General features: G+C 65.5%; 17 protein-coding genes. 8 read left to right on the top strand and 9 right to left on the bottom strand.

Annotated features, from left to right (window positions below; genetic code table 11):
* Nucleotides 1–7: 7 nt before the first annotated feature.
* Nucleotides 8–310 carry an urease subunit gamma gene (locus NG697_RS18480; RefSeq protein ID WP_252567738.1) on the bottom strand — a complete coding sequence of 101 codons (303 nt, stop codon included), beginning with the start codon at nucleotides 308–310 and terminating at the stop codon, nucleotides 8–10.
* Between the two features lie 180 nt (nucleotides 311–490).
* Nucleotides 491–871, bottom strand: a complete 381-nt coding sequence (locus tag NG697_RS18475) for a DUF1801 domain-containing protein (protein ID WP_252614899.1) — start codon at nucleotides 869–871, stop codon at nucleotides 491–493.
* Between the two features lie 176 nt (nucleotides 872–1047).
* On the opposite strand from NG697_RS18475, the gene NG697_RS18470 reads away from it, so the two are divergent.
* Nucleotides 1048–1269 carry a hypothetical protein gene (locus NG697_RS18470; RefSeq protein WP_252609375.1) on the top strand — a complete coding sequence of 74 codons (222 nt, stop codon included), beginning with the start codon at nucleotides 1048–1050 and terminating at the stop codon, nucleotides 1267–1269.
* An 83-nt stretch (nucleotides 1270–1352) separates the two neighbouring features.
* Here NG697_RS18470 and NG697_RS18465 read toward each other — a convergent pair whose 3' ends face one another.
* Genes NG697_RS18465 through NG697_RS18450 form a run of 4 tightly spaced genes read right to left on the bottom strand, consistent with a single transcriptional unit; the run spans nucleotide 1353 to nucleotide 7053 of the window.
* Nucleotides 1353–3128 (bottom strand): ATP-binding protein, encoded by a 1776-nt coding sequence (locus tag NG697_RS18465; RefSeq protein WP_252603359.1) that lies wholly within the window; start codon nucleotides 3126–3128, stop codon nucleotides 1353–1355.
* A gap of 7 nt (nucleotides 3129–3135) precedes the next feature.
* Nucleotides 3136–4863, bottom strand: a complete 1728-nt coding sequence (locus NG697_RS18460) for a 5-oxoprolinase subunit B/C family protein (RefSeq protein ID WP_252614897.1) — start codon at nucleotides 4861–4863, stop codon at nucleotides 3136–3138.
* Between the two features lie 19 nt (nucleotides 4864–4882).
* Entirely contained in the window at nucleotides 4883–6235 is a 1353-nt protein-coding gene (locus NG697_RS18455) for an MFS transporter (RefSeq protein ID WP_252609363.1), read from the bottom strand.
* A gap of 59 nt (nucleotides 6236–6294) precedes the next feature.
* A complete protein-coding gene (locus tag NG697_RS18450; RefSeq protein WP_252614896.1) occupies nucleotides 6295–7053 on the bottom strand; it encodes a LamB/YcsF family protein in 759 nt (252 codons plus the stop codon).
* A gap of 106 nt (nucleotides 7054–7159) precedes the next feature.
* On the opposite strand from NG697_RS18450, the gene NG697_RS18445 reads away from it, so the two are divergent.
* Both NG697_RS18445 and NG697_RS18440 read left to right on the top strand, forming a co-directional pair.
* Nucleotides 7160–7900, top strand: a complete 741-nt coding sequence (locus NG697_RS18445) for a GntR family transcriptional regulator (RefSeq protein ID WP_252614895.1) — start codon at nucleotides 7160–7162, stop codon at nucleotides 7898–7900.
* Nucleotides 7901–7917: 17 nt separating this feature from the next.
* Nucleotides 7918–8253: a hypothetical protein gene (locus NG697_RS18440; protein ID WP_252603372.1), complete on the top strand. Its 336-nt coding sequence runs from the start codon at nucleotides 7918–7920 to the stop codon at nucleotides 8251–8253.
* 38 nt (nucleotides 8254–8291) lie between these two features.
* Here NG697_RS18440 and NG697_RS18435 read toward each other — a convergent pair whose 3' ends face one another.
* Nucleotides 8292–9041: a LysR family transcriptional regulator substrate-binding protein gene (locus tag NG697_RS18435; protein WP_252614894.1), complete on the bottom strand. Its 750-nt coding sequence runs from the start codon at nucleotides 9039–9041 to the stop codon at nucleotides 8292–8294.
* 112 nt (nucleotides 9042–9153) lie between these two features.
* Here NG697_RS18435 and NG697_RS18430 point away from each other — a divergent pair, with 112 nt between their 5' ends.
* From NG697_RS18430 to NG697_RS21095, 5 genes are all read left to right on the top strand, one after another.
* The gene (locus tag NG697_RS18430; RefSeq protein ID WP_252609360.1) at nucleotides 9154–9558 is read left to right on the top strand and encodes a DUF5997 family protein; all 405 of its coding nucleotides are present in this window, start codon (nucleotides 9154–9156) and stop codon (nucleotides 9556–9558) included.
* Nucleotides 9559–9701: 143 nt separating this feature from the next.
* Nucleotides 9702–9971 (top strand): type II toxin-antitoxin system Phd/YefM family antitoxin, encoded by a 270-nt coding sequence (locus tag NG697_RS18425; RefSeq protein ID WP_252567692.1) that lies wholly within the window; start codon nucleotides 9702–9704, stop codon nucleotides 9969–9971.
* Entirely contained in the window at nucleotides 9968–10351 is a 384-nt protein-coding gene (locus tag NG697_RS18420; RefSeq protein ID WP_252567690.1) for a PIN domain-containing protein, read from the top strand. Before NG697_RS18425 ends, NG697_RS18420 begins: the two co-directional genes overlap by 4 nt.
* Nucleotides 10352–10542: 191 nt before the next feature.
* The gene (locus tag NG697_RS18415; protein ID WP_252609358.1) at nucleotides 10543–10692 is read left to right on the top strand and encodes a hypothetical protein; all 150 of its coding nucleotides are present in this window, start codon (nucleotides 10543–10545) and stop codon (nucleotides 10690–10692) included.
* A gap of 53 nt (nucleotides 10693–10745) precedes the next feature.
* Nucleotides 10746–10874, top strand: coding sequence for a hypothetical protein (locus NG697_RS21095; RefSeq protein WP_256470929.1), 129 nt, complete (start codon nucleotides 10746–10748; stop codon nucleotides 10872–10874).
* A 230-nt stretch (nucleotides 10875–11104) separates the two neighbouring features.
* Here NG697_RS21095 and NG697_RS18410 read toward each other — a convergent pair whose 3' ends face one another.
* Nucleotides 11105–11485 (bottom strand): VOC family protein, encoded by a 381-nt coding sequence (locus tag NG697_RS18410; protein ID WP_252575075.1) that lies wholly within the window; start codon nucleotides 11483–11485, stop codon nucleotides 11105–11107.
* Between the two features lie 497 nt (nucleotides 11486–11982).
* Nucleotides 11983–12227 (bottom strand): helix-turn-helix domain-containing protein (locus tag NG697_RS18405; protein WP_252614892.1); only part of this gene is annotated, 245 nt, incomplete at its 5' end.

Here is a 12227-nt window from a genome sequence, read left to right as displayed (position 1 = left end):
CCTTCGCCTAGCGAATGGGGTTGTGCACGGTGACGAGCTTGGTGCCGTCCGGGAACGTCGCCTCGACCTGGACGTCATGGATCATGTCGGCGACACCTTCCATGACATCTTCCCTGGTCAGGATGGTGGTGCCATAGCTCATAAGATCGGCGACCCGGCGTCCGTCGCGGGCGCCCTCGACCAGCTCATAGGTAAGGATCGCGATGGATTCCGGATGGTTGAGCTTAAGTCCGCGCTTCTGCCGCCGTCGTGCAAGATCGGCAGCAACCACAATCATCAGTTTTTCGCTTTCGCGTGGCGTTAGATGCATAAAAAGCCTCCTAATCATTCGCGATAAATCGCGAGCTCCCACTCGTTATCTACAACCGGCCTAAGAAGCGACCGGGAGGCCCGTGGATGACTGAAGACTATCAGAATCATGTCAGGGCACCGCCAGCCAAAGCCGTCGAATCATGCACTCACTGCCGGTATGCGCAGGTCAACCCGCAGGTCAGGCTCGAACCCACTCCCGCACCAGCGCCACGAATTCCTCCTGCCGGGCCGCCGCGGCCTCCGCGCTTGGAAAAATCACCTGGCCGCGGTCCTGCCCGATCATTTCCAACAGCCCGCTCCATTTAGAGGGATCAAAATCGAAGTCATCCTCGATGGTCTTGGCACCGCGGTGAAGCTGCACGTGATGAAGCGGCCGCAAGTTGAAGGTGACCCGGTCAACAGATTCGAAACAGAAGCTGGGTGCCTTCCACTTAATGCGCTCCGTTATGGCGTCATCCGCGTCCAGGACAGCCAGCCGAAGGCGCTCAATCACAGGCTTCAACGGTTGGTCCAGCGACTCAAGAAAAGAGTCAACCACCAGGTTTCGATTTAGTGTCATGACGCATAGTCAAGCACCTTCGTCTTCAATCCCCACCGGCGCGGATCCAGGCTGCGCCGCAGGCCGTAGTACTGGAGTGTGTTTCATCTGGGGATCGGGTAGTTTCGGGGCCCCGGGATCCGCGGTGATGCTGCCGCCGGGTTGTGACTGTTGTTTCGTTCAAGCAAAGGATGATCATGGCCGTTTCAATTGAGCTGGGCAGGAAACTCGACAAGGACTACGAGAACAAGAGCCTGGAGGAAGTCCTGGACGCCCCGCCGTCCGCACTGGCCGGCCTCACGGACAAGCACGCTGAAGTCCTCGCCAGCATGGGGATCAAGACGGTCCGCGATCTCGGCAGCAACAAGTACTTTGCGATGGCAGGCGTGCTGGTGGCCCTGTCCAAGCACGTCGACTGAAGTACCTCTACACGTCAGGAAAGGTCCGGCGGGGTGAGAACACGGCCGGACCTTTTCGCTGGAGCCAGGCATGCCCGAACGGCTCAGCCGATCAGCGCCAGCACGGCGCCCGCGTTCACAACCCCGCCGGCTTCTGCGCGGATCCCGGCCAGCGTACCGGCGCGGTGGGCGGTCACCTGGGTCTCCATCTTCATCGCCTCAAGAACGACGACGGCGTCCCCCGCCGACACTTCGGCGCCCGGCTCCACGAGCCACTTGACCACGGTCCCGGCCATGTCGGCCCGCAGCTCGCCGGAATCAGCGGCACCTGCCGCAGCACCGCCGTCGGCAGCGCCGTCCAAACCAGCCCCGTCCAGGGAAACCCCCGCAGGAACGGCCGCACCGGAGCGCGCCCAGCCATCCAGCAGGTCAGCGGGAAGGCCGACGGCGAGGCGCCGGCCGTCGATGTCGACGGTAATGGTGCGCCGCTCACCGTCCGGAACGGACGTACCGAACTCCGGATCCGCCGCGATGGAATCCGCGAAGTCAGTCTCGATCCAGCGCGTGTGGATGCCCAGCGCGGTCTCGGACGTGAAGTCCGGCGCCTGGACAACGGCCCGGTGGAACGGCAGGACGGTGGCCACGCCGGTGATTTCCATTTCGGCGAGGGCACGGCGGGCACGGCGGAGCGCCTGCTGCCGGTCGGCGCCGGTGACGATCAGCTTGGCCAGCAGGGAATCGAACTGCGGAGCAACAACCGAACCGGAGCGGACCCCGGAGTCCAGCCGGATACCCGGACCCGTCGGGCCGCTGAACGTCGCGATGGTGCCGGGCGACGGCAGGAAGCCCCGGCCCACGTCCTCCGCGTTGAGCCGGAACTCGAATGAGTGGCCGCTCGGTTTGGGATCGGCGGTGAAGCGCAGCGGCTCGCCGGCGGCGATCCGGAACTGCTCCTGGACCAGGTCCACGCCGGTGGTCTCCTCGGTGATGGGGTGCTCCACCTGCAGTCGCGTGTTCACCTCGAGGAACGCGACGGTGCCGTCGGCGGCCACCAGGAACTCCACCGTCCCAGCCCCCGAATAGGAGGCTTCGCGGCACACTGCCTTGGCGGCGTCGTAAATCTGTTGGGTCTGCGCTTCGGTCAGGAAGGGTGCAGGCGCCTCTTCCACCAGTTTCTGGTGCCGGCGCTGCAGCGAGCAGTCGCGGGTGCCCACCACCAGCACGTTGCCGTGCTGGTCCGCCAGCACCTGCGCCTCCACATGCCGGGGCCGGTCCAGGTACCGCTCCACAAAGCACTCGCCGCGGCCAAAGGCCACCACCGCTTCACGGACCGCGGAATCGAAGGACTCCTCGATCTGGTCCATCTCGCGGACCACCTTCAGCCCGCGTCCACCGCCGCCGAACGCCGCCTTGATGGCGATCGGCAGGCCGTGCTCCTCGGCGAACTTGCGGACCTCCGCGGCCGAATCCACCGGACCGTCGCTGCCGGCCACCAACGGGGCTCCGGCGCGGACAGCGATCTCACGCGCCGTGATCTTGTTGCCCAGCTTGAGGATGGCGTCCGGATTTGGGCCGATCCAGGTCAGGCCGGCGTCCAGGACCGCCTGTGCAAAGCCAGCGTTCTCGGACAGGAAGCCGTAGCCCGGGTGCACCGCGTCGGCCCCGGACTCCGCGGCCACGCGCAGGATGTTGGGGATATCGAGGTACGTTTCCGACGGCGCGTTGCCCCCCAGGCTGTACGCCTCGGTGGCGGCGCCCACGTGCATGGCGTCGGCATCAACGTCCGCGTAGACAGCCACGGACTCCAGTCCGGCGTCCTCGCAGGCGCGGGCGATGCGGACGGCGATTTCTCCGCGGTTGGCGATCAGGACCTTGCGCATCAGTTGCTCACTTCGTCTGGGAATCTTTTGTCTGGGAAACGTCGGGGGAAGAATCGGAAAAGCCGGTGGGCAGCCCGTAGCCGGGAGCCCAGCGGAACCGGATGGACCCGCCGATGGGAACCTGGGCGGCCAGGTCCAGCTGGTGGTCCACCACCACCCCGATGACCGGGTAGCCGCCGGTGATGGGGTGGTCGGCCAGAAAGAGCACGGGCTGCCCCTCCGGCGGGATCTGCAGTGCGCCGGCCATGGTTCCCTCGCTGGGCAGCTCCCCGTCCCGGCTTCGGCTGAGCGGCTGGCCGTCCAGGCGCATGCCCACGCGGTTGGAGCGGGGCGTCACCGCCCAGTCCTGGGCGCAAAGGGATTCCAGTGCTGCGGCGTCGAACCAGTCATCGCGGGGCCCGGGCACGATGTCAAGGACCGTGACGCCGGTGTCCGGGAAGTCGGGCTGCAGTTCGGGGTTGCCCACCACGTTGGAGGACGTTGCAGCGCCAGCGCCCAGCAGCTGCCCGGCGGCCAGCGGCGCAGGCCCGATCCCGGACATGGTGTCCGTGGACCGGCTCCCCAGCACCGTGTCCACTGCTGCCCCGCCGCGGATGGCCAGGTAGCTGCGGAAGCCACGCTCGGGTGCGCTGATGGTCAGGATGTCGCCGTCCAGCAGGGCAAACGCCGTGGCCATGGGTACCTCGCGCACCTGCTCGGACTGGTCAAACTCGGACTGGTCGCCTTCGTCTTCAGCCACCGGATCGGGAGCATACGACGGCGTCACAACAGTCAGAGCCGACGGTGCGCCGGCCACTGCCAGCACCTGGTCCCCCACGGCCTGCACGCGCAGCCCGCCGGCAACGGATTCGACGACGGCGGCCGACGGGTCGTTGCCCACGATCCGGTTGGCGCGTCGCAGGGAGGAGCGGTCCAGCGCACCGGCCGAGGACACGCCGAGCCCGGCGTGACCGGGGCGGCCGAGGTCCTGGATCAGGCTCTGGAGCCCGGGCGACAGGATCAGCAGGCCGGACTGAATGTCCGGTTTCCGGGCAGCCAAGGCTTGGGAATCCGAGGCAGCAACACGCGGTGCCGTAACTTCAATGAGCTCGCGTACCGCCTGGAACTGCACGCGGTCACCGGGCGCGGCCAGGGCCGGCTGCTCCCGGCTGAGGTCCCACATGGTAGCCGCGGTGCGGCCGATCAGCTGCCAGCCGCCCGGGGACTTCCGCGGGTACACGGCCGAATAGTTGCCGGCCAGGGCCACCGAACCTGCGGGGACGGCCGTGCGGGGCGAACTCCGGCGCGGGACTTCCAGTACCTGGTTCTCCCCCACCATGTAGCTGAAGCCCGGCGCGAAGCCGCCGAATGCAACCGTCCAGACCTGCCCGGTGTGGGCCGCAATGACGCCGTCAGTGCCCAGCCCGGTGAGCCGCCCCACTTCCGCGAGGTCGTCGCCGTCGTACACGGTCTCAATCTGCACCAGTTTGCCTTCGGCGTGGGACTGGACCGTCAGGTCCATCTCCAGCAGCCGGGCCGTCATCCTGCGCGCCGCAGCGGGTGAATCCGCCTTCACCATCACGGTTTCGGCGGCGGCCAGGACGTCCACCTGGCCGGGCAGCGGCCGCTCCAGCAGGAGGGCCTGCAGGGCCAGGACGTCGTGGAGCCCGGAGAGTTCGGCGAGCACCGCCGTCGTACCTACCGGCCGGACGGCGAGCACGCGGGCCGCGGAAGCTGGCTTAGTGACTGTTTCCATGGGGATCAGGCCGCGCCGCTCAGGCGTGGCTCTCCCGCGCGTCGTCGCGGTGCAGCAGGCGGAGGTCCTCTTCCGGCTGCGGGTCGCGGCCGAGGCGCATGCCCACGATCGTGATGATGGCCGTGAGGAGGATGTACCCGGCGATCAGGTACCAGCCGCCGGACGCTGCGCCGTAAAGGGCGGTGAAGATCAGCGGAGCCACAGCGCCGCCGATGACGCCGGCAAGCGTGTAGGCCAGGGAGCTACCGGCGTAGCGGAGGCGGGCCGGGAACTGCTCAGTGATGAAGGCTGCCTGCGGGCCGTACATAAAGGCGTGCAGGGCCAGTCCGATGACCACGCCGATGATCAGCATCACCACGGACTTGCCCGCGATCATCAGGAAGAACAGGGGAATGTAGACGGCGGTGGCGGCAGCGGCAATGCCGTAAACCCAGCGGCGGTTGAAGCGGTCAGTGAGTGCGCCGGCAAGCGGGATGAGGAAGAGCTGGAACGCGGAGCCGATCAGGATCGCGGCCAGCACGTTGCCCGTGGTCATGCCCAGTTCCTTGGTGGCGTAGACGGCCACAAAGACCGTGAAGAGCGCGTAGAGCACGTCCGGGCAGACGCGGGACAGGGCGGCGGAGATCAGCGCGCGGGGCTGGGTGGTGAAGACTTCCTTGATGGGCGCCTTCGGCTGGTCGCCGTGGGCTGCGATGGCCTTGAAGACCGGGGTTTCCTCGAGCTTGAGGCGGATGATCAGGCCGAAGACCACCAGCAGGGCGGAGGCAAGGAAGGCTACCCGCCAGCCCCAGGAGAGGAACGCTTCGGTGCTCAGCGAGGCGGCCAGGATCGCAAGGACGCCGTTGGCCATGAGGTTGCCGGCGGGCGGCCCGATCTGGGCTGCGGAGGACCAGAAGCCGCGCTTGTTGGGGTCGCCAAATTCGCTGGACAGCAGCACGGCGCCGCCCCATTCGCCGCCGACGCCAATGCCCTGGGCCAGGCGCAGGAGCACCAGGATGATGGGGGCCCAGATGCCGATCACGGAGTAGTCAGGCAGCGCACCGATGAGGACGGTGGCGATACCGATCAGCACCAGGGTGAAGACCAGGACGTACTTGCGCCCCACCTTGTCGCCGAGGCGGCCGAAGATGATGCCGCCGATCGGGCGGGCGAGGTAGCCCACGGCGAAGGCCGAGAAGGACAGGAGGAGCCCCACGAATTCATCGTCCGAGGGGAAGAAAATCTTGGGGAAGACGAGGGCTGACGCCACCGAGTAGATGGCGAAGTCGTAGTACTCAAGCGAGGTGCCGGTGAGGCTGGCGACGTACGCCTTGAGCGCGCCGGGCGGCGGCTTCCTTGTCGCGGCCTTTGCGGCCTTGTTTGTGCTGGTCATGGTTTCCTCCGGGGGGATGAGGGGTAGTGCGGGGGCCTGGGTGCGGCCATGGGATGGGGCTAGAGGAACGAGCCGATGCTCACGCCGGCGTCCCCGAGAGCGGACTTCACTGCAGTGGCCATCGCTACGGCCCCCGGTGAGTCACCATGCACGCAGATGCTTTCCGCGCGGATTTTGAGGGTGGACCCGTCAATTGCGCGGACTGAGGATTCCGTGGCCATCCGTAGGACATGTTCCGCCACTTGTTCCGGATCCTCAAGGACTGCTCCGGGGAGGGAGCGCGACACCAGGGTGCCGTCCGGGTTGTAGGCCCGGTCCGCGAACGCTTCGGTCACGGCGCGCAAGCCGGCTTTTTCTGCAAGCCGCAGGACTTCCGAACCTGGGAGGCCGAGGATCGGAAGGTTGGGGTCAACCGATTTCACGGCGTCGACGACGGCCTGGGCCTGCACTGTGTGCGTGACGATGGCGTTGTACAGTCCGCCGTGCGGCTTCACATACCGGACCTGGGTTCCTTCAACGGCGGCCAGGGCCTGCAGGGCACCGATCTGGTACACCACGTCGTCGGCCAGTTCCGTGGGGCTGATGTCCATAAAACGGCGTCCGAAACCGGCGAGATCCCGGTAGCCGACGTGGGCACCGATGACAACGCCGGCAGCAGCTGCCTCGCGGCAGGTCCTGCGGATGACGCTGGGATCGCCGGCGTGGAATCCGCAGGCCACGTTCGCGCTCGAAACCGAGCCGAACATGGCCAGGTCATCGCCGAGGCTCCAGCGGCCGAAGGACTCGCCGACGTCGCTGTTCAGGTCAATCGTTGCCATTTGTGATCCCCGTCTCATTGAGTGGTCCTACTAGGATGCACTAAATTTACGGATTGTTCAACAATCCTTCGATTCAACAATGTGACGATCGTGTAAATTCTCGAGTATGGCCTCTTCAGAACCGATCGTCCCCTCTTCGTTCGTCTCTCCGCGGGGATCGGTGAATCACGCGGCGACGCGGACCGCTGCAGGCCGCCTTCGCGTCGCCGTTCCGTCCGTGGCGGAGCGGGTGGCGGATGAACTCCGCCTGCAACTGGCGGAGGGAGCACTGCTTCCCGGAACGCGGCTCACCGAATCCACCATCGCCGAGGACCTGGGCGTCTCCCGCAACACGGTGCGCGAGGCCTTCGTTGAACTTGCCAGCGAACGCCTGGTGGTCCGCCATCCCAACCGCGGCGTCTTCGTGGCAAGCCTGGAGGCAGGGGACGTCCACGACGTCTATACCGTCCGCCGCGCCATCGAGGTCAGCGCGCTGCGCGCCGGAGGCAGCCCGGAGGACGTGGCCGCCGTCCGGGCCGCCGTCGAGGAAGGCAAACGAGCTGCAGCAGCCGGTGACGACGAAGCCCTGGGCACCGCCAACCAGCACTTCCACGGCGCCATTGTGGCCATGGCCGGAAGCCCGCGGCTGAACAGCATCATGGGCCAGGTCCTGGCCGAGATGCGCCTGTTCTTCCACAAAGCCACCGTGGACGCGCAGTTCTACCAGCACTACCTGCCGGACAACGAAGCGATCTGCCTGGCCCTGGAAGCCGGGGAACTGGACCGCGCGAGCGCCCTTCTCCTGGCGTATCTGGACCGCTCCGAAGACAACCTGAGCGAGGTGCACGGCGAAGCCGGAACAGACTGAGCCGTTAGGCTGGACGAATGAAACGCCGCCTTGCAGCCCTGTCCGCCGTCCCCCTGATGCTCCTCCTCTCCGCCTGCGGATCGGTCCAGGAAGTCGCTGAAAACACCGCAAACGATGCCGCCTCCAAGGTGGCTACCGCAGCCTCGGACGAGGTCAGGAAGCAGGTCTGCACCGTTGTGGAGGACGGGCTGGTCAGCGTCCAGGACAAGGCATTGCTGGGCGGGCTGGTGTCCGCCGCGGACACTGCCGGGGTGCCCGCGGAAATTACGACGCCGCTGGGCCAGATCGCCGAAGCCGGAGACCAGGTGCCGGCTGAGTCAGTCACAGCACTGACGGAAGCCTGCTCGGCTTAGTTCCGGCTGTTCCTGTTAGAGCAACGCGGGCTCACAAGTTAGCGCTTGCCCTTTTTGCGTGAGCCCTTGCCGCGGCCCTTGTCCGGATTCGGGGCGTAGCGCTGGGCCACCTTCGGTTTCTTGACCGCGTTGCCGCGCCGGTCCGGCTTCGGCTCCTTCTTGGGCTTCTCCTGCTGGGCCGACGGCTGCCGGGAGCTCGCCGCGGTGCGGCCGCGGACAATCCCGATGAACTCCTCAATGATGTCGTCCGAGGAATCGCTGGGCCAGGCCAGCGCGATCTCCGTGACCGGGGCACCCGTCAGCCGGCGGGCCACGGTGTCCTTGACGTTGAAATGCCGGGCCACGGACATGGGCAAAATCACCAGGCCCGCACCGGACGCCACCACCTGCATGGCCGCTTCCGGGCCACCCATTTCGGCGACGTCCAGGAAAGTCTCTGCCGACAGGTCGGCCAGGGCCACTTCCTCAAACACTGAAATCTCGTGCCCCTTGGGCGCCACCACCACGGGCTGCTCCTCATACAGCGGGATCACGTTGAGGCCTTCCCGCTCCACCGGAAGCCGGACAAAGCTGAGGTCCGCGGAACCGTCACGCAATACGGAAAGCTGGGCGCCGTCGTCGGACATAAACGACTCCAGCGGGATGTCCAGCACGCGCTCTTCCCAGCGGCGGATCCACTTGCCCGGGGTTACGCCGGCCACATAGGCGAAGCGGAGCACACGGGGCGCCTCCTGCTCCGGCGATTCGTCGGGGCTGGCGTTCTGGGGGGATTCATTGTCTGCGGGCACGTCTTCACAGTACCGCCCGCGCGGCCCCGCAATGCCGGAACCGGCGCTGAGATGGCGCGGAGCTGGTGCGGGACTGGTGCCTTTCAGGCAAGCAGCCGGATACCCTTGAACCATGACCTCTGCAAACTCCCAGTCCATGAAGCCGGCCACCGTTGCCAAGAAGCTTGGCATCTACCTGCCGGCAACACCGCAGGAGTTCCAGGATTCAACCATCAGCCGCGCCGATTTCGCCGAACTCCAGTCCAACCCGCCGGAGTGGCTCGTGGAGCTGCGCCGCAACGGCCCCCACCCCCGCCCGGTGGTGGCCCAGAAGCTGAACGTCTCCATCAGCGGCCTGGCCCGCGGCGGTGTTGAGGAAGCGCTGACGACGGCGGAAATCACCGCGCTGCTGCAGGCTCCCCCGGCCTGGCTGGTCGCCGAGCGCTCCACCCACGCCGCCGTCCGCACCGAAGCCCAGCGCGTCAAGGACGAAGCTGCCAAGAAAGACGCCAAGAAGGCCCGCGCCCAGGCCGAGTAGCCGCCGCTTTCTGAGTCACCTGCGCCTATCCGAGGCTTGCTCGCGGATCCGAACCTTCACGGTCAGGATCCGCGGACAGGCCTCTGTTGTTCCTTTCATTGCCAATCGTAGAACAAGGGCTACATCAAGCGTAGAATGCAGCCATGGACAAGGTAGGGGTTCGGGAACTCAAGCAAAATCCAAGGGCTGTCATTGAGCGGGTTGAGCACGGAGCCACTCTTGAGATAACCCTCCAAGGCCGTGCGGTCGCAGTGATCTCACCTGTAACGCATCGCAAGAAGTGGACTTCAGCCGCTGAAGTGGCAATTGCCCTGAAGCTCGCCCAGCTCGGCGCAGACCAGACCGGGTGGCTCACGGAACATGAAGAATCCAGAGATGCCGATCCCCTTGTTGATCCGTGGACTACCCAGTGATCCTCCTTGACACGAATGTCCTGATCGCACCACCGGCCGTGTGGCCGGCCGGCGCCGTACTCGGCTCGAGCATCATCTCGCTGGCGGAGCTCCAATTCGGAATCCGATCGTCAGCGTCTGAGGAGATCCGCCGGAACCGGGTGCACCGCCTTGCCGTCTGGCGGGAACTGATGGACTGGATTCTCTTTGACGAGCATGCCGCCGAGAGTTATGGCGAGCTGGCTGCGCGGGTCAAGCGCCTGAGGCCCCAACATGCCAGGAGTAAGGACATAATGATCGCCGCGCAAGCCCACTCTCTTGGCATCCCGTTGATGACCCGCAACGCCAGGGACTTCGAGTTGGTCGAAGATGTGGTGGAGATCCTGGAGGCAGGCGACTGAGTGCGGGACTGACAATCCAACCCATTCGGGGCCAGGTCCGTGCGCCGAAGCGATAGCCTGGACGCTATGCGCACCGGGAGCGAAACACCTTGACGGCCAGAGACTGGTCAGCAGCTGAAATCGCGGCAACCGTAGCCAGCTACCTTGAGATGCTGCGATTGGAAGTGCTAGGGCAGCCCTACAGTAAAACGATGTTCCGGGATCGGCTGCTGGCCCTGCTGAACAACCGGACCAGCACCGCCGTCGAGCATAAGCACCAGAACATCTCGGCCGTCATGATGAGGCTGGGCCTTCGCCCCAACAAGGGATACCAGCCAGCCAGAACTACCAGCACGCGCTGATCGCTGAAGTTCAAGCGCAACTGGCGTCCTCGCCGTCGATCATTGAGCAAGTCTTGGCCGAGGCGCTGCACACGCCTGACGCCGCAGCAATTGGCGCACTCGACTTCGAGTGGTCCCCGATCCCCAAAATCGTCCTCCCGGACGCCCGGGCCGGCGCCCGGTCAGCGCGTCACTACGACTAAGCAACAGTTGAGGCGAGCAACCGAAAGCTCGGGGTCGGCGGCGAGGAAGCCGTCGTCGACCTTGAACGACGGCGGCTGCACAGTGCCGGAAAGCGCAAGCTGAGGTCTTCCACCTCATCAGAGTCCTCAACTTCGGCCCCGCACCCCGCTGGTACCACCTGCCAGGCAGCATCGAAACCACGTGTGAACTTCAGGAAAGCACATTCCTCGCCGTGCCGAAGGCCGGCTAATCAGTCCTGGTGCAGCTGCACGAAGTTGCCGCAGCCGTCGTCGAAGACCGCACTGATCCCAGACGGATCCTCTGACGGTTCGCCCTGGAATTTCACACCGGCAGCCACCAGCCGGTCGTACTCAGCCTGTACATCCGGAACCCCGAAGGTGATGGCCGCGATACCGGCGTCGTGCAGTGCGTTCATGTAATTGGCGCCGATCGGGTTGTCGCTAGGCTCCAGCAGCAGCCCCACCGACCCGGCGTCGGAGCCCGGATCCTTGATGATGAAGAGGTTGTACTCAGGCATCGCCATGAGTGTCTCGAACCCGAGGGTCCCGGTGTAGAACGTATGGGCGGTGACCGGATCCTGGACATGGATGCTGCACATTTTCAGTCTCATGGTCCCAAGCTACCCGGCCCGCAGGAGGCGTGCGAACCTTCAGCGGAGAAGAGCCGTCCTACGTGTCCATCAGAGCTGCCAGCCCGGAGATTAGCGGTCTCCAGGGCCCAGACTGAAGGCACATCCGCCAGGCAGCTGGCCTCCGCAACCGCATCGCTGCGCAGGCCGCGGTGAAATGTGGCGTGGACTCGGCCATGGATCCGGATTCGAAGATGTCTTTCGGTGCCATCGTAGGCGGAGCCGAAGTCCCGTGAGCGGCCGCGAGGTGCCCCTGGCAAGGTAACGCCAATAGAGTCCGCCAGCTGCGTTTGCCAAGTACGGCGAGGCAGATCCCGACAGTCCGTAGATTGCCAGGGCTATTGAGATTCTTGCCAACAAAACTGAAACCGGACACGAGAGCTGCGCATTCCGACCCTCTTCGAAACTGGCCGATATGGGACCTTCCATCAAGCAAATTGCGTTCCCTAGCAGTAACAGCCGCGCCGGCGGCAAGAGGTTCAGTCCAGCTTGGCGTGGCGCAGGTACTGGTAGACGGTCTCCCGGCTGATCCCGTAGTCACGGGCAAGGAGGGCTTTAGGTACACCGCTGCTGGCGCGCTGGACCAGTTCGGCGGCCCGTTCCGGTGTGAGTGTCTTTTTTCGGCTCTCCTGACTCTTCCGTGGGTTAATTTCGGCCCGGGAGCATTGGTTTGGGACCGCCGAGGCTGAGCATGGCCAACGCGATGAGTGCGTCTGGGGATTTG

The organism is Pseudarthrobacter raffinosi (genome assembly GCF_023913835.1).
GTDB lineage: Bacteria > Actinomycetota > Actinomycetes > Actinomycetales > Micrococcaceae > Arthrobacter > Arthrobacter raffinosi.
The sequence above is the reverse complement of the archived record's forward strand: the minus strand, read 5'-3'. Positions and strand labels throughout refer to the sequence as shown.